The sequence below is a fragment of the Vibrio atypicus genome (genome assembly GCF_009811315.1).
GTDB classification, from domain to species: domain Bacteria; phylum Pseudomonadota; class Gammaproteobacteria; order Enterobacterales; family Vibrionaceae; genus Vibrio; species Vibrio atypicus.
The window spans coordinates 60,040-76,125 of the sequence record NZ_BLID01000006.1 but is presented as its reverse complement, the minus strand read 5'-3'; the positions used below and the strand labels follow the sequence as shown (position 1 = coordinate 76,125).

Below are 16,086 nucleotides of genomic sequence, written 5' to 3'. Positions count from 1 at the left end.
CGTGCGTAGTATAACGGCTTAAAAAGGATTTGGCTAAGCTATAGCAATTAAATTAAGTTTCAGGCAACAAAAAAGGGGCTAAAAGCCCCTTTTTCGACAAACTGTTCTATGCAGCCGCTGATTAGCGACGTAGGCCTAGACGCTTGATTAGATCTTGGTAACGAGAAAGGTTTTTGCCTTTCAGGTAATCAAGAAGCTTACGACGGCGAGAAACCATACGTAGAAGACCACGACGGCTGTGGTGATCGCCTTTGTGCGCTTTGAAGTGACCTTGTAGGTGGTTGATAGAAGCTGTAAGTAGAGCTACTTGAACTTCTGGTGAACCTGTATCGCCTTCAGTTTGAGCGTATTCAGCAACGATTGCTGCTTTAGTTTCTGCATTCAGAGACATAATTCTCTCCTAAATAAGAGTAAGTTTAAATTTGTAGCAGCCAATCTCTGATTCAGCCGCTACGCGAAGCGCGAATTATATGGGATGTCTAGAAGTTAAGCAATAGGTTCTTTGAGTCATTTAAAATGCTGTTATCCGTTACCTTCAAACTCGAAATAGGGTTGCTTTTTCTGCGTTCCCGCATCGAAATCTTTTCTGTTACACTTAGACCATCAAAACATAGCTAATTGAATAAACAGGATTCAATATGAAAATCGGCATCATCGGTGCAATGGAACAAGAAGTTTCTATTCTTAAACAAGCAATTGAAAACCGCCAAGAAGTAAACAAAGCAGGCTGTACCTACTTCTCAGGTCAAATCAATGGTGTTGATGTAGTTTTGCTTCAGTCAGGTATTGGTAAAGTATCCGCTGCTGTAGGCACGACTATCCTACTTGATGAATACCAGCCAGATGTCATCATCAATACTGGTTCTGCAGGTGGCTTCGACTCAAGCTTAAACGTAGGTGATGTAGTTATCTCTACTGAAGTACGCCACCACGATGCAGATGTGACTGCATTTGGTTACGAAATGGGCCAAATGGCGCAGCAACCAGCCGCTTTCATTGCTGATGAAAAACTAATGGATGTTGCAGAAAAAGCCTTATCTCAAATGGAAGACAAGCATGCTGTTCGTGGCCTAATTTGTACTGGTGACGCATTCGTATGCAGCGCTGAGCGCCAAGATTTCATTCGTAAGCACTTCCCATCGGTTGTTGCAGTAGAAATGGAAGCCGCGGCTATAGCCCAAACCTGTCACCAATTCAAAGTACCGTTCGTTGTTGTTCGTGCCATTTCTGACGTTGCAGACAAAGAAGCAGGCATGAGCTTTGATGAGTTCCTACCTTTAGCGGCAAAAAGCTCATCAGAAATGGTCATCCAAATGGTTGAACTGCTTAAGTAAGCGACTCAAAAGCAATAAAGAGAAATCATGGAAGATTTGTTTCACCAACTCTATTCAAATGGAGCGCTCCTCGTACTGTGGGGCGCTCTATTTTGTCATTTGATCCTTCCTTTCCCTCGCGAAGCACACCCCGCGATTCTTTGGCATAAGTTTGCAGAGCAACTGGCTGACAAAGTTAACACCAACGCTAACTATAATCAGAGCTTAATTTCAGGCACGCTTGCTTGGTTACTGATGATTGTCCCTATGCTGGTTGTGCTAATTGCCCTTAAACCTTTGGTGTGGCAACCACAGTTATTCGAACTGGCGTTTTTGCTGCTAGCGATCGATTGGCGCAATACTGATAAGTTCACGGCTCAGTTTGTTGCGGCATTAGCTCGAGAAGATAAAGAACAAGCTCGGATGTTACTTAAACCCATCATTAACCGAAACACCCAACCGCTCTCTTTACTAGGGCTAGGAAAAGCGGGCGCTGAAACATTGATCATGTCTTATGGTCGTAATGTTGTCGGTGTTATGTTTTGGTATGCGGTCGGTGGCGGTATCGGCGCATTTATTTATCGAATGATGGTTGAGCTAGCCCGAGCATGGTCCCCTTCTCGCCAACGCTTTAGCCCGTTTGGTATTCCTGCAATTAGAGCAGTCGCCGTGATGGATTTTGTTCCTTTGCGTCTATTCGCTTTGATGGTTGCAGCAGGCCAACGTACACAATATGTTTTCAGCTCGCTCAAGCAACAAGCCGGCTCATGGCCACTACCTGGCCCCTCTTGGCTTATTGTATCAGTTGGCGCCAAATTGGAACTTTCACTGGCTGGACCCGCTATTTACGACGGAAAGAAAGCGGTGCGAGCAAAGTTAGGTGGACGAATTGCTCCGTCAGCACTCCATATCGCGCAATTACAGAAGCTTCTCGCATGGCGAATGCTCGCGTGGATCCTAATTCAAAGCCTACTCATGGCACTTATCTATCAAGGTATTTAAATGAGAACCTTGCTCTTTCTTTTCTCAATATTACTGACAACAACCCCTTATGCAGCTTCAGTTGAGAGAGTGATCAGCTTAGCGCCTCATGCGACAGAGATAGCCTATGCCGCTGGCTTGGGCGATAAGTTAATTGCTGTCAGTGATCGTAGCGACTACCCAGAACAAGCGAAACATCTTGAAAAAGTAGCCAATTACCAAGGGATAAAGATAGAGCGGATTATCGCTTTGCAGCCCGACCTTATTTTAGCTTGGCCTGCTGGTAACCCTTCTCGAGAACTCGAAAAACTCAAGCAGTTTGGATTTAACATCTACTACTCACAAACCACCTCTTTGGATGATATCGCGAAAAATATTGAGCAGTTAAGCCAATACGCGGATAAACCGCAGCAAGGCCTACAAGTAGCCAAAGAGTTCAAAGCTTCATTGCAAGCAATGAAAAAGCGTTATCAAACCGATAAGCCGGTACGTTATTTTTATCAGTTGAGTCAGCATCCCATCATCAGCGTCGCGCAAGGAAAATGGCCTAGCGAAGTATTCGAGTTCTGTGGTGGCGAAAACATCTTTGCCAACAGCTCAGCTCCCTACCCTCAAGTAAGTGCCGAACAAGTATTAGTCAACAACCCAGAGGTCATCTTCACTTCAGAGCACGCGATCGAGAATGGCAACATGTGGCAAAAATGGCAAGAGCAGCTCGATGCTGTCCAAAACCATTACGTTTGGACTTTAAATTCTGATTGGCTCAATCGTCCAACACCAAGAACGCTAGGTGCGATTGAGCAAGTTTGTGAGTATTTCGAAACTGTTCGCCAAAAACGCTAACGGTTGCGCATGATATCTCGTACAATCCGTGGTCGTTTTCTGTTCCCACTTTTAAGTAAGAGATGTTCGTAACATGGACTCTATGTTGCTTTATAGTATCGACCTTTTCGGTACCGCTGTTTTCGCTATTTCCGGTGTTTTACTCGCGGGTAGACTCAAAATGGACCCGTTTGGTGTTGCTGTATTAGGCAGCGTTACCGCGATTGGTGGTGGTACCATCCGTGACATGGCCTTAGGCGCGACGCCAGTGTTTTGGATTACCGACACCAACTATCTATGGACGATTCTCATCACCTGTCTACTGACCATGTTAATCGTACGGCGCCCTAAACGTCTTGCTTGGTGGATCTTACCTGTCTGTGATGCCATTGGTTTAGCGGTCTTTGTTGGGATCGGAGTAGAAAAAACCATGGCTTATCAAGATTCTGCCTTGGTCGCTGTCATAATGGGCGTGATCACTGGCTGTGGTGGTGGCATCATTCGAGATGTATTAGCACGTGAGGTGCCTATGGTCCTGAGAAGTGAAGTGTATGCGACGGCCTGTATCATTGGCGGTGTTTTCCACACAACGGCATTGGCAATGGGGCATGATAGCGATACCGCTTTCCTCGCAGGCGTCTTCTCTACCTTATTGATTCGTCTTGGTGCTATCCGTTGGCACTTATCTCTGCCGACATTTGCATTGAATCGTTGAGCGATAAATTACGAAGGGTTGGCACAATGTCACCCCCTTATTTTTATTGCCATCCTCACACTATGGAATGACAATTCGATAATTTCCCTCAGAAACAAAAAAGGTCACCGAGGTGACCTTTTTAATCTTCAATCTTTATCGATTACTTCTGTGCTCGACGAAGCACATCTTTCAGTAAATCAAAATCATTCGCTAGATCTTCAGAAAGAAGCTCCATTGCAGCGTGTTTCGCCAGTGGACCAGGAAGATCAATATCGGAACCTAGAATCTCATCGACCACTTCCTTGAACTTCGCAGGGTGTGCTGTACATAAGAATAAGCCTGTTTCACCCTCTTGTAGCTGCTCATCAAGCAAGCGATACGCAATCGCACCATGTGGCTCACATAGATAACCTTGTGCTTTCAGCTCACGTACAGACTCTGCACTTTGTTCGTCAGACACTTTGCCTTTGCCTAACGTATCCAAGCCCCAGCCTTTAAGCTGACAAAGCTCTTCGATACGCGGCCAGTTGTTTGGCTGACTCACGTCCATTGCGTTTGATGTGGTTGCAACCGTTGGTTTTGGATCCCACTTGCCCGTTTCTAGGTAGCGAGGAACCGTGTCATTTTCGTTAGTTGCGGCAATGAAACGCTTCACTGGTAAACCCAGAGCTTTAGCAAGTAAGCCGGCTGTCAAATTACCAAAGTTGCCACTTGGAACAGAAATAACTAGGTTTTCGCGCTGCTCTTTAGTCAGCTGAGAAGCAGCTTCAAAGTAATAACAGATCTGAGCCATCAAACGGCTAATGTTAATTGAGTTAGCCGAGTTTAGACCAATCTCTTCACGGAGAGCCGCATCGTCAAATGCTTGCTTAACAAGTGACTGACAAGCGTCAAAGTCACCATCGATGGCCACAGTATGGATGTTCTTACCTAACGTACAGAACAGCTTTTCTTGTAGCGGGCTGATTTTGCCTTTCGGGTAAAGAATCACAACATTGATGTCTTCCATACCGTAGAAAGCGTGAGCCACTGCTGCACCCGTGTCACCAGACGTTGCCGTTAGGATAGTGATTTTTCCACCATCAGAGACTGCCGCCAAAGATTGAGCCATAAAGCGGCCACCAAAATCTTTAAACGCCAAAGTTGGGCCATGGAAAAGCTCTAGAGCGTAAACGCCCTCTTTAACTTGATTGATTGGAGCTGGGAACTGAAAAGCAGCATCAACCATTGAGTTCACTTGATCTTCTGCAAGCTCATCACCGATTAACGCTGAAAGAATTTTAGTGCTGCGAGAAACAAAGTCTTCCGCTAGCAACGCATCCACATCATCAAACTTAGGCAGTTCAGATGGGAAGAAAAGGCCTTGGTTACGACCTAACCCTTGGCGAACGGCTTGGCCAAAGGATACTTGTTCATCATTTTCTTTTATATTGTAAAGCTTCATAGCTCACTTCCTGTCACTATCGAACCCTGCTTATCTAAACGACAAACATGGACGAATCCTTCTTCGTTTTGTACGTAATTTTGTTCTAGCCAGCGAGCAACTCGCTCAGCGACATCTTTTTCTTTGCAAATGCTAAAGAGCGTCGGGCCACTTCCTGAAATCCCCGTTGCTAATGCGCCTGCTGTCGCCGCGTATTTACGTGCGTCAGCAAAGCCAGGTAGCAGTTTCTCACGATATGGTTCTGCGATCACGTCTTTGATCATCTTAGCCGCCAGTTCCGGCTGATTAGAATGGCAAGCATGGATAAAACCTGCTAAGTGACGACCATGAGCAATGATATCTTGGCGACGATATTGAGAAGGTAAAATTTCGCGCGCTTCTGCGGTAGAAACTTTAATGCCTGGATATGCCATTACCCAATACCAATCATCAAAACAAGGGACTTCTTGGCTGATAATACCGAGCTCTTCCAGCATTAACTGCACACCACCAAGGTAACATGGTGCTACGTTATCATAATGTATACCGCCAGAGATTTGCCCTTCCATTTCGCCCATCAGAGCCAGAAGTTCCGTCTCATTCAGTGGTTGACCGTGGAATCGATTCAACGCATCCAATGCTGCAACAATCGAACACGCACTTGAACCTAAACCTGAGCCAATCGGCATGTTTTTCTCAAGCGTCATTTCTAGCGGTAGCAGCTCAACGCCTTTTTTATCTAACTCACGAGCAAACACTCGCCAGCAATCATAGACAATATTTTCTTTAGGGTTTTCAGGTAACTTCGATACGAAGTCACCTGCAGTATTTAAACTAAAAGCTTCACTGCCTGATTTGACGAGGACTCGGTCCCCCAACAAGGTACCATCGACAGGAGAAACTGCCGCTCCTAATACGTCAAAACCTACACTGACATTACCAATTGACGCTGGGGCGTAAACCACCACATCCATACCACTACTCATTGATTAAACCCCTAGCTTCCAGCCTAAAGTACGCATTACATCTGAGAACACACCTGCTGCCGTCACTTCAGTACCAGCACCGTAACCACGCAGAACCAATGGAATTGGTTGGTAGTAGCGGCTGTAGAAAGCTAATGCGTTTTCACCATCTTTGATTTTGTACATTGGATCATTTTCATCAACAGCGGCAATACTTACACGGCACTTACCATCTTCAATTTCACCAACATAGCGTAGAACTTTGCCCTCTTCGGCCGCTTTAGCTGACTGCTCTTTAAAATAAGCATCCGCTTCAGGAAGACGAGCCATAAACTCATCTACGCTACCTGAGTCATCAAAGCCTGGTGGCAGTGCTTGATCAACAATCACATCTTCAAGCTCTAAATTCATACCTGCTTCACGAGCAAGAATGAGAAGCTTACGCGCCACATCCATACCCGATAGGTCATCACGAGGATCTGGTTCAGTGAAGCCGTTATCTTTCGCAATATTTGTTGCTTGGCTAAGCGTCATACCTTCATCTAACTTACCGAAGATGTAAGAAAGTGAACCCGATAAAATACCAGTGAAACGCTCTAGCTCATCACCCGCAGAGATTAGGTTTTGTAGGTTCTCGATTACCGGTAGACCAGCGCCAACCGTTGTTTCATACATTAGCTTACGACGAGAGCTACGAGCGACATCGCGAAGCTGATGGTAGTACGCCATGCTTGCTGTGTTAGCTTTCTTGTTTGGTGTAACAACGTGGAAACCCGCTGCTAAGAAATCTGCATATTGAGTCGCAATCGCTTCACTCGAGGTACAGTCAACCAATACTGGGTTGATGATATGGTTACGCTGAACCAAAGAGATCAAACGCGCTAGGCTGAATTCTTCGCTGGCATCTTTCATGCGATCGCGCCAATGATCCAACGGTAGACCTTCGCTATCAAGTAATAAGCCTTTACTGTTTGCTAAACCACAAACTCGTAGCACAATACCTTTTTCCGCTAGCTTAGCTTGCTGACGTTTGATCTGATCCACCAGTTCACCACCAACACCGCCTACGCCGACGACAAAAACATCAAGGAAGTGCTTGGAGTTAAATAGATTCTCGTGACACGCTTTGATCGCTTCAGAGATCTTATCTTCAGGGATAACCGCAGAGATAGCGCGCTCTGATGAGCCTTGAGCAATTGCAACGATGTTAACGTTCACTTCCGCTAATGATGAGAAGAATTGAGAAGCAACGCCTCGTAATGTACGCATACCATCGCCGACTAGCGTCACAATCGCAACATCATCAATAAACTCTACTGGCTCTAAAAGACCATCTTTAAGCTCAAGTTCGAACGTATCCGCAAGTGCTTGCTCTGCAATGGCTTTATCTTGTGCTTCAATACAGAAACTGATGCTGTACTCAGAAGAAGACTGGGTAATAAGTACGATAGAAGCACCTGCCGCTGACATTGCGCCAAATACTCGGCTTGCCATACCTACCATGCCTTTCATGCCAGGACCTGACACGTTCACCATAGTAAGATCACTTAGCGTTGTGATGCCTTTGATGGCAAGGTTATCTTCACCAGTATCTTGGCCGATCAAAGTTCCAGCACCCTGTGGATTAAAGCTGTTTTTGATTAGGCAAGGAATATGGAATTGAGCAATAGGTGCGATTGTTTTCGGATGAAGAACCGATGCCCCAAAATAAGAAAGCTCCATCGCTTCTTGATAGCTCAACGACTTCAGCAGTCGAGCATCATCAACTAAGCGAGGGTCACAGTTATAAACCCCATCAACGTCAGTCCAAATCTCGCAGCAATCAGCACGTAGACACGCAGCTAGTACCGCTGCCGAATAGTCAGAGCCGTTACGGCCAAGAGTAACAATCTCACCTTTTTCATTACCGGCAGTAAAGCCTGGCATGATATTTACGTGGCCTGTTGGAAGTGGGTTTTGGCGGAAGTTCTGTGTTGAGATATCAACATCCACCATCGCTTCTAAATGCTCACCACGCGCAAATAGGTAATGCACTGGATCAATTAAGCTCGCAGCTTGGCCTTTCGCTTCTAAAACTGCTTTCATCAGCTGAATAGAAACGCGCTCACCTTTACTGATGATGCGTGCATTTACGTTATCAGGACACATGCCGAGAAGGTTGATGCCATGCACAAACTGACGCAGTTGAGAGAGTGATGTTTTAACTTGATTGTCATAACCGGCACCATCTACGTTAGGCAGCACCTGTTTGATGTCTTGAAAAAGATCGCGGAATGAATCTTCCAACTCAGCGATCTGTAATTCTGCTTCACCATTTTTTAGCGCTGCTTCAATCACAGCTACCAATTTATTCGTGGTTTTTCCTGGTGCCGATAAAACAACCGCCACTTCTTCCTGTTGTGCATTATTAGCAATGATGTCTGCCGCTCTTAAAAAACGATCAGCATCCGCTAATGATGAACCTCCAAACTTTAAAACTCGCATCCCTTCCTCCAAATTTTTTAAATCGGCATAAAAAAAGGCCTGTATCTTGTTGGATACAGGCCTTTTTTTGAATTTCTTTCGCTTAGCAGCCTGCCCCAACAATTGCGATGTCGGTAATAATAATGGTTGTGGTCATTGTTACTAGGCTGTGGTTTTGCATAATTAAATACTGTTGCATTTGTGTGTTTGCTTACCCATACGTTTAACCTATTTATTCAGTTCGAGTCAATGAAAAGTTTTAATTTTTTGTTTTGACCGAGCTTGATTCACAGTACCTTCTGCAACATTGTTAACCTAAACATTCACATTAACAATGAAACTATAAGCACATAAGCTAATAACTAATGGCTATATAAAAAATGCACCTAGTCCAATAGTTTTATGCTTTAATTAGTTCTGCAGTGGAAGAAAATCCAAGAATAAGGAGCGGCACATGAAAATAATTCTATGCCTATCAGCATTTATTGCTGGCTCTATTGGTGCAACCGAGTTACCTCCACTGCCCTCTCAACAAGATAACTCTCCGCATAAACTTTTTCTTTCTAGTGGCAGCGATCAACAAGATTTTGATACTTGGAAGGTCGATGGTGGCTACTCTTACAACGTATTCGATAAAATCGACCTATACGTTGGTGCTCGTTTGAACAATGGTGACAAAATTAATGAGACAGGCTTTTTAAGTGGCGTTAGCTACCAAGTCACTCCTCGAGTCTCCTTATCAAGTACCCTGCACTCATACAGCAATGAAGTTCCAAATGAAGAGAAGCGTGACAATGGTGTTTCTGCTGAGGTATCTAGCCGAGTACGACTGACTGAAAATCTAGATTTGCATGCCACCCTTGATTATCAAGAGTGGCAGCAAGAGGTTGAATTTGGTTTAGGTTTCCGTTTCTAAGCGAAACCTAGTCCCATTTCAGTGCTTCATTTGACATCAAGATGCCATTCCAATCCGCGTAAACGTAGTCTCCCGGCTGAATCATCTGGTTATGAATCGTTAAGGTTACATTCACATCACCAGCACCACGTTTTTCGGTTTTAAATGGACAAGTGCCAAGTGCCTTCACACCCAATTCCATTTCTGCAATCGCCCCAGCGTCTCGAATGGCTCCATTAACAATCACCCCTTCCCAATGATTATCAATGGCCAACATTGCGAGTTGATCACCAAGTAAAGCACGCTGGCAAGAACCATGACCGTCGACGATGAGCACCTTTCCAGTACCATCTTGGCTGAGCATTTCTCGCACTTTCGAGTTATCGTGGTAACACCTAGCCGTAACAATTTCGCCAAAGAACGCACTTTTCGCACCAAAATTATGCAAAGGCAGTTCAACCAGGGTCACTTTGTCTTCGTGCTGATCACAAATATCCGGCGTAATATCTTTCATTTTTCCTCCGTGAGTCTTTTAAAAATCCTTTCACTTGCATCGGCAGCGCCAATCTCCAATCAGCACTACCGATTTATCTTCCAAACATGAGAGTAAAAAAAGCTGATCTTTTTCTACAAAATAGATGGCGTTTTGTCCGTATTTAGCCCCTAGCTCTACCGCTTGGTGGCGTGTCATTGCAGTGGCAAAGCTTTCCTCTGCCCATGAGAATTCTTGATTACCTACCAACACTTCGATGAAGTAAGTATGGTCTATTTCTAAGCGTAACTGCTGATTATTTCTTCCATTTTGTTGGTTAGACTGCCATTTGCTCGCAGGGTTCCAAGCCGTAATAATGGCGAAAGAATCACACCGAATCGGTGCCCCAAAGCGGAAGTAAGGGTCTAAATAACTAGCCCACAATTGCGCATCTATCATCATATGACCAACAGTTTTACATTTACCTGATACTATTAATATTTGTTACATCCTAACTCTTGATATAAATCAACAAAGTGATTGGAATTAACACTTCTACGTTGTTAGCATGCTGTTAACATTATAAAATCCGCCTCAACGACTAGTGGAATAGTGGGGAATTGGAGCCTCACAAGGTAATAAAGCAAAATCCAAGGACGGCGGGCAATCAAAGAAAGTGTATTTTTACAATCTTTGGTTTATTATCAACATCACATTACCTGTATGTTATGTTTTTGCCTAAAATTTATTCCATTAGCACATTTTTTTCACAAGTTTAGGTACCGCCAATGCAAACCCCGCACATTCTTATTGTCGAAGATGAGCAAGTAACTCGTAACACTCTTAAGAGTATTTTTGAAGCAGAGGGATACGCTGTTTTTGAGGCCAGTGACGGTGAAGAGATGCACCAGGTGCTGTCTGACAACCAAGTAAACTTGGTTATTATGGACATCAACCTTCCAGGTAAGAACGGCCTACTGCTAGCACGCGAATTACGCGAGCAAGCGAACGTAGCGCTTATGTTCCTAACTGGCCGTGACAATGAAGTTGACAAGATCCTTGGTCTTGAAATCGGTGCAGATGATTACATCACTAAACCTTTCAACCCTCGTGAGCTAACTATCCGCGCACGCAACTTACTGAACCGTTCAATGAACGCAAGTGCAGTAACAGAAGAAAAGCGTAGCGTTGAGAAGTATGTATTCAACGGTTGGGTTTTAGATATCAACAGCCGTTCACTGGTTAGTCCAAGTGGCGATGGTTACAAGCTTCCACGTTCTGAGTTCCGTGCTCTGCTTCACTTCTGTGAAAACCCAGGCAAGATTCAAACTCGTGCCGATCTTCTGAAGAAGATGACTGGTCGTGAGCTGAAGCCACATGACCGTACGGTTGATGTAACAATCCGTCGTATCCGTAAGCACTTCGAATCAGTATCTGGTACACCTGAGATCATCGCAACGATCCACGGTGAAGGCTACCGCTTCTGTGGTGACCTAGAAGACTAAGCATTCAGCTAACGTCATTTAAAAATGGAGCCATAAGGCTCCATTTTTGTTGGTGGAAACAAAAAACGCCCGTCAATGACGAGCGCTTTTTCAATTAGACTGGTAAATGAGTGTTTAACCTTTACCGCCTTTAATCGCATCAATAATTTCTGTGGTTGAGCAACCATCTTCAAAGTTAAGTACTTTTACCGCTCCACCATTAGCAATCACTTCTTTACCGCCTGCAATGTCTTCAGGTTTGTAATCACCACCTTTTACTAATAGATCCGGTAGTACTTCAGAGATCAAGCGCTGTGGCGTATCTTCACCAAAAGGCACCACCCAATCAACCGCCCCTAAGCCCGCTAGAACAGCCATACGACGATCTGTAGGGTTAACCGGACGACCAGGACCTTTAAGACGCTTAACCGACTCATCAGTGTTTACAGCGACAATCAGGCGATCACCTAACTCGGCAGCATGGTTTAAGTAAGATACGTGACCAGCATGCAGAATATCAAAGCAACCATTGGTCATCACCACGGTCTCACCTTTCGATTGTGCCTTCTTAACTGCTTCAATCAGTGCTGATTCACCAATGACACCGAAATCCGTATCTTGGCTTCCGTGTACTGCTTCCGCTAATTCAATCGTAGACACCGTTGATGTACCGAGTTTGCCAACGACGACCCCTGCGGCAGCGTTCGCAAGCGCGCAAGCTTCATCAAGCGGCTTGCCAGCAGCAACTGACGCTGCTAATACAGAAATTACGGTATCACCCGCACCTGTAACGTCATACACTTCTTGCGCTTGAGTCGGGAGGTGGAAAGGTTCTTGGCCGCGGCGCAATAGCGTCATGCCGTGCTCACTACGAGTCACCAGCAAAGCTTCAAAATCAAACTCTTCAATCAGTTGAAGACCTTTCTCCACCAGCTCTTGATCCGATTTTACTTTGCCTACAACGTGTTCAAATTCAACCATATTAGGCGTGAGTAAAGTTGCACCACGGTAGCGTTCAAAATCAGCCCCTTTAGGATCAATAAAAACCGGAACGTTCGCTGCACGTGCTTTTTGGATAAACTGCTGTACGTGCTCAAGTGCGCCTTTTGCATAATCTGACAATACGACTGATTTTACTTTTGGCAGTGCTTGCTCCATTCGGTCTAAAATCAGCTCAGCATCTACATTTTCAAACTTATCTTCAAAGTCCAAACGAATCAGCTGTTGACCACGACTCATTACACGCAATTTTGTAATTGTTGGATAATTCGGTAGACCAACAAAATCACATTTCACTTTAAGTGCGGTCAGTGTTTCGCTGAGTACTTTTGCAGGTTCATCAATCCCTGTTAAACCAACAATGTGAGCGTGTCCACCCAGAGAAGCAATGTTCATGGCTACGTTAGCAGCACCGCCTGGACGCTCTTCATTGTTTTCTACTTTTACTACAGGTACTGGTGCCTCTGGTGAAATTCGCCCTGTTGGCCCATACCAATAGCGATCTAGCATTACATCACCAATGACGAGTACACCCGAATCCTTATAGTTAGGTAGGATTGGTTTCATTGTCGATCTCCAAAATTTAATTCTGGCCAGAGTTTAGCACAGCGTTTTTCAGCCCTAAACCCTTGCCTTAACGCATATCTTGTTATCTATGCTTAATCTTCAACTGTTAGCCACTCGTTCCATATACTGCTCACGAATTCTCGCTCAGCAATAAACTTATCTTCTGCCACATCAGCATCTAAATTAAGTAGGTTTCGGTGGTGGATCTGGTTACGCATTTCGGTATAAGCATGCGTCAATGCCAGCGCTTTATCTTCATCCATCACACCTTGAGCAATCATAGATTCAAACACTCGCACATTGTCGCACCAGCGAGTCAGTTTAGGTTTGTCGTGACTAAAGCGAAGTACCAAATATTGCGCCAGAAACTCTACATCCGTAATACCACCAGGGTCTTGTTTGAGCATAAAGCGCCCCGCTTTTTTGCCGCCTAAATGATCACGCATTTTAACGCGCATTTCTGCGACGTCTTTTTTAAGCTTCACTTCATCCCGCTCTAGGCCAAGGACTTCATGACGCGTCTTAGCAAACGCGTGCTGCAAAGGATCATCACCATAAATCATCCGAGCTCGCACTAACGCTTGGTGCTCCCATGTCCACGCTTCTTGATGTTGATATTCGTCAAACGCCTCTGCTGGGCTCACTAGTAAACCTGATGCCCCTGATGGGCGTAAGCGAGTATCCACTTCGTATAGAATGCCTGATGCCGTGCGAGTCGAGAAAATATGAATGATTCGCTGCGCCAAGCGTAAATAGAACTGACGACCATCTATCTCTTTTTTGCCATCGGTGTAAGCCGTCACTGGGCAATCGTGCATAAAGACAATATCCAGATCAGAATTGTAGCCTAGCTCCCAACCACCTACTTTGCCATAGCCAATTACCGCAAAGCCTTTACCATCACGGTCTTTTAAGTGGGTAGGCTCTCCATATTTTTCTGAGATTTGCAGCCAAGCTTGACCAACCACCGACTCTACAATCGCTTCGGCTAAATAGGTTAAGTGATCACTCACTTTCATTACAGGTAAAACACCAGCAATGTCAGCAGCGGCAATACGTAAAATACAAATCTGCTTAAACTGGCGCAGCGCTTCCATTTGCTGCTCCATATCATCCTCAGGAATGCGAGCTAAGAAATCGCGTAATTCAGTACGGTAGCTCTCTAGAGGAATCGGATTATAGAGCTGCTGGGGGTCGATGAGCTCATCCAATAAGATCGGATAACGACCTAACTGCTCTGAGATCATCGGACTAGCAGTACATAAACGGACTAATTGCGTTAACGCGGCAGAGTGCTCATCAAGCAATTCCAAATAGGTCGTCCGGGTAACGATTCGATGCAAAAGATGAAGAACACGAGGCAAGCCAAATTGCGCATCTTTATGTGAATAAATGGCAGAAAAAATCTTCGGCATCAGATGGTTTAAAACTTCACGACCACGTGGTCCAAGCGTCTTTTTGGCGAGATCCTGCTTAAATTGAATAATGGTATTCGCCATCTGTTGTGGCTCTTCCACTTGAATATCATGCTCAAGAATATGTTCAATCACATCCTTCTTCGCTGCCATATCCCACAGTTCAACAAAATGCTTGACAATGTCTTGTTGCTCTTCCTCATCATCACCGATCAGGTTCGCAAAGACACTGTGAACGTTGGCCATATGACCCTGAACATCGGTCAGTAGCTCACCCCAATTGGAATAGCCCATCGCCACAGCAAGCTGTAACTGTTCTATATCATTTTCAGGCAGTGTCTGAGTTTGCTTATCTGCCATCGCTTGGAGTAAGTTTTCCAATCGGCGTAGATAGCGGTAAGCCTCTCTCAATTGACCTGTTTCTGATTGGCTGAGCTGTTCTAACTCTTCAATCGCATCCAACGTTACTAATAAACCACGTTGACGCAAACTTGGCTCTCGACCACCACGAATCAATTGAAAAACTTGAGCGATAAACTCAATTTCTCGAATACCACCAGCGCCTAGCTTGATGTTATTACTCAAACCACGACGGCGTACTTCACTGCTGATCATAGACTTCATTCGGCGCAAAGATTGAATCGCACTGAAGTCGATATAGCGGCGGAAGACAAACGGACGCAGCATTTGACGCAATTCTTGATACTCAGGGTACATCTCGCGCCCCATCACACGAGCTTTGATCATGGCGTAACGTTCCCAATCTCGGCCTTGCTCCTGATAATAATCTTCTAGAGCTGCGTAGCTCATAACCAGTGGGCCACTATCTCCGAAAGGGCGTAAACGCATATCTACGCGGTAACAAAAACCATCAAAGGTTTGCTGATCAAGTGCTTTGATAATTCGTTGGCCAAGACGGGTAAAGAACTGAGCATTGGCGATACTACGACGTGCACCTTGTGTTTCACCATTTTCTGGATAGGTAAAAATCAGATCAATATCCGATGAAAAATTCAGCTCACCGCCACCTAACTTACCCATACCAATAATTAGCATCGGCTGCGCTTCACCCTGCGCATTAGTTGGCGTTCCCCATAATGCACAGCAGGCTTTATATTGCCACTGGTACGCCTCTACAATCATCGCCTCAGCGAGCTGAGAAACATGCTCTAAACTCTGTTTCAAATCCCATGAAGCAGTGAAGTCTCGCCAAGCGATATACACCATCTCACGATTGCGGAACTGTCTGAGCACTCGGTGGCCTTGCATTTCATCGCTGCATTCTTCCAATAGGCCCGCTAAACGCTCTCGATACTGTTCATGACGAGAGTTTTCAAGCAACATTTCCGGCAATACTTCTTGCAGTTTTTCGTCAGTATTGATCGTCTCGCTGATAAACTTACTTAAGCCAGCCACATAGTTAAGCTGTTCACGTAGAGGCTGCGGCCAATGTTCTAAAGCATCAGTTTGCGAAAGGGAGTCGAGGGCAGATTGGGAAATTGGGGCAAGACTTTCTGGCAGTTGCATGATTCTTCCTTGTATAGAAATACCAGTCTAGAAACGGTAATGCTCTATTTATACCAATAAAAA

General features: G+C 44.9%; 15 protein-coding genes and 1 other annotated feature. Of the genes, 6 read left to right on the top strand and 9 right to left on the bottom strand.

What is annotated here, in order from left to right; translation table 11 throughout:
* Positions 1–121: 121 nt before the first annotated feature.
* Positions 122–391, bottom strand: coding sequence for a 30S ribosomal protein S15 (gene rpsO / locus GVO60_RS13720; protein WP_005472830.1), 270 nt, complete (start codon positions 389–391; stop codon positions 122–124).
* A gap of 247 nt (positions 392–638) precedes the next feature.
* On the opposite strand from rpsO, the gene mtnN reads away from it, so the two are divergent.
* From mtnN to GVO60_RS13700, 4 genes are all read left to right on the top strand, one after another.
* A complete protein-coding gene (gene mtnN, locus GVO60_RS13715) occupies positions 639–1,334 on the top strand; it encodes a 5'-methylthioadenosine/S-adenosylhomocysteine nucleosidase (RefSeq protein ID WP_159654968.1) in 696 nt (231 codons plus the stop codon).
* A 27-nt stretch (positions 1,335–1,361) separates the two neighbouring features.
* Positions 1,362–2,315, top strand: coding sequence for a cobalamin biosynthesis family protein (locus GVO60_RS13710; protein ID WP_159654966.1), 954 nt, complete (start codon positions 1,362–1,364; stop codon positions 2,313–2,315).
* Positions 2,316–3,137, top strand: coding sequence for a vitamin B12 ABC transporter substrate-binding protein BtuF (btuF, locus tag GVO60_RS13705; protein WP_159654964.1), 822 nt, complete (start codon positions 2,316–2,318; stop codon positions 3,135–3,137).
* Positions 3,138–3,210: 73 nt separating this feature from the next.
* A complete protein-coding gene (locus GVO60_RS13700; protein WP_159654962.1) occupies positions 3,211–3,831 on the top strand; it encodes a TRIC cation channel family protein in 621 nt (206 codons plus the stop codon).
* Between the two features lie 142 nt (positions 3,832–3,973).
* On the opposite strand, the gene thrC is transcribed toward GVO60_RS13700, so the two are convergent.
* The 4 genes from thrC to GVO60_RS13680 form a co-directional block, all read right to left on the bottom strand.
* Positions 3,974–5,257 carry a threonine synthase gene (gene thrC, locus GVO60_RS13695; RefSeq protein ID WP_159654960.1) on the bottom strand — a complete coding sequence of 428 codons (1,284 nt, stop codon included), beginning with the start codon at positions 5,255–5,257 and terminating at the stop codon, positions 3,974–3,976.
* Entirely contained in the window at positions 5,254–6,210 is a 957-nt protein-coding gene (gene thrB / locus GVO60_RS13690) for a homoserine kinase (protein WP_159655381.1), read from the bottom strand. Before thrB ends, thrC begins: the two co-directional genes overlap by 4 nt.
* A gap of 15 nt (positions 6,211–6,225) precedes the next feature.
* Positions 6,226–8,685 (bottom strand): bifunctional aspartate kinase/homoserine dehydrogenase I, encoded by a 2,460-nt coding sequence (gene thrA / locus GVO60_RS13685; RefSeq protein WP_159654958.1) that lies wholly within the window; start codon positions 8,683–8,685, stop codon positions 6,226–6,228.
* A gap of 28 nt (positions 8,686–8,713) precedes the next feature.
* Positions 8,714–8,832 (bottom strand) — a sequence feature (Thr leader region).
* Positions 8,768–8,863 carry a thr operon leader peptide gene (locus GVO60_RS13680; RefSeq protein ID WP_159654956.1) on the bottom strand — a complete coding sequence of 32 codons (96 nt, stop codon included), beginning with the start codon at positions 8,861–8,863 and terminating at the stop codon, positions 8,768–8,770. (Overlaps the previous feature by 65 nt.)
* A gap of 255 nt (positions 8,864–9,118) precedes the next feature.
* Between GVO60_RS13680 and GVO60_RS13675 the strand changes: the two genes are divergently transcribed.
* Positions 9,119–9,580: a hypothetical protein gene (locus GVO60_RS13675; protein WP_159654954.1), complete on the top strand. Its 462-nt coding sequence runs from the start codon at positions 9,119–9,121 to the stop codon at positions 9,578–9,580.
* A 7-nt stretch (positions 9,581–9,587) separates the two neighbouring features.
* Here the strand turns inward: GVO60_RS13675 and GVO60_RS13670 are convergent, their stop codons facing one another.
* On the bottom strand, positions 9,588–10,073 hold the full coding sequence (locus GVO60_RS13670) for a putative 4-hydroxy-4-methyl-2-oxoglutarate aldolase (RefSeq protein ID WP_159654952.1): 486 nt from the start codon (positions 10,071–10,073) through the stop codon (positions 9,588–9,590).
* Positions 10,074–10,103: 30 nt separating this feature from the next.
* Positions 10,104–10,493 carry a DUF3293 domain-containing protein gene (locus GVO60_RS13665; RefSeq protein ID WP_159654950.1) on the bottom strand — a complete coding sequence of 130 codons (390 nt, stop codon included), beginning with the start codon at positions 10,491–10,493 and terminating at the stop codon, positions 10,104–10,106.
* A gap of 326 nt (positions 10,494–10,819) precedes the next feature.
* On the opposite strand from GVO60_RS13665, the gene arcA reads away from it, so the two are divergent.
* Positions 10,820–11,536, top strand: a complete 717-nt coding sequence (gene arcA / locus GVO60_RS13660) for a two-component system response regulator ArcA (RefSeq protein WP_159654948.1) — start codon at positions 10,820–10,822, stop codon at positions 11,534–11,536.
* Positions 11,537–11,650: 114 nt separating this feature from the next.
* Here the strand turns inward: arcA and hldE are convergent, their stop codons facing one another.
* A complete protein-coding gene (gene hldE, locus GVO60_RS13655) occupies positions 11,651–13,081 on the bottom strand; it encodes a bifunctional D-glycero-beta-D-manno-heptose-7-phosphate kinase/D-glycero-beta-D-manno-heptose 1-phosphate adenylyltransferase HldE (protein ID WP_159654946.1) in 1,431 nt (476 codons plus the stop codon).
* Between the two features lie 92 nt (positions 13,082–13,173).
* Positions 13,174–16,023 carry a bifunctional [glutamate--ammonia ligase]-adenylyl-L-tyrosine phosphorylase/[glutamate--ammonia-ligase] adenylyltransferase gene (gene glnE, locus GVO60_RS13650; protein WP_159654944.1) on the bottom strand — a complete coding sequence of 950 codons (2,850 nt, stop codon included), beginning with the start codon at positions 16,021–16,023 and terminating at the stop codon, positions 13,174–13,176.
* Positions 16,024–16,086 lie beyond the last annotated feature (63 nt).

What these genes read in the sequence shown, in the direction of transcription:
- rpsO (WP_005472830.1), bottom strand. Translation starts at nt 391, where the DNA reads ATGTCTCTGAATGCAGAAACTAAAGCAGCAATCGTTGCTGAATACGCT.
- mtnN (WP_159654968.1), top strand. Translation starts at nt 639, where the DNA reads ATGAAAATCGGCATCATCGGTGCAATGGAACAAGAAGTTTCTATTCTT.
- GVO60_RS13710 (WP_159654966.1), top strand. Translation starts at nt 1,362, where the DNA reads ATGGAAGATTTGTTTCACCAACTCTATTCAAATGGAGCGCTCCTCGTA.
- btuF (WP_159654964.1), top strand. Translation starts at nt 2,316, where the DNA reads ATGAGAACCTTGCTCTTTCTTTTCTCAATATTACTGACAACAACCCCT.
- GVO60_RS13700 (WP_159654962.1), top strand. Translation starts at nt 3,211, where the DNA reads ATGGACTCTATGTTGCTTTATAGTATCGACCTTTTCGGTACCGCTGTT.
- thrC (WP_159654960.1), bottom strand. Translation starts at nt 5,257, where the DNA reads ATGAAGCTTTACAATATAAAAGAAAATGATGAACAAGTATCCTTTGGC.
- thrB (WP_159655381.1), bottom strand. Translation starts at nt 6,210, where the DNA reads ATGGATGTGGTGGTTTACGCCCCAGCGTCAATTGGTAATGTCAGTGTA.
- thrA (WP_159654958.1), bottom strand. Translation starts at nt 8,685, where the DNA reads ATGCGAGTTTTAAAGTTTGGAGGTTCATCATTAGCGGATGCTGATCGT.
- GVO60_RS13680 (WP_159654956.1), bottom strand. Translation starts at nt 8,863, where the DNA reads ATGCAACAGTATTTAATTATGCAAAACCACAGCCTAGTAACAATGACC.
- GVO60_RS13675 (WP_159654954.1), top strand. Translation starts at nt 9,119, where the DNA reads ATGAAAATAATTCTATGCCTATCAGCATTTATTGCTGGCTCTATTGGT.
- GVO60_RS13670 (WP_159654952.1), bottom strand. Translation starts at nt 10,073, where the DNA reads ATGAAAGATATTACGCCGGATATTTGTGATCAGCACGAAGACAAAGTG.
- GVO60_RS13665 (WP_159654950.1), bottom strand. Translation starts at nt 10,493, where the DNA reads ATGATGATAGATGCGCAATTGTGGGCTAGTTATTTAGACCCTTACTTC.
- arcA (WP_159654948.1), top strand. Translation starts at nt 10,820, where the DNA reads ATGCAAACCCCGCACATTCTTATTGTCGAAGATGAGCAAGTAACTCGT.
- hldE (WP_159654946.1), bottom strand. Translation starts at nt 13,081, where the DNA reads ATGAAACCAATCCTACCTAACTATAAGGATTCGGGTGTACTCGTCATT.
- glnE (WP_159654944.1), bottom strand. Translation starts at nt 16,023, where the DNA reads ATGCAACTGCCAGAAAGTCTTGCCCCAATTTCCCAATCTGCCCTCGAC.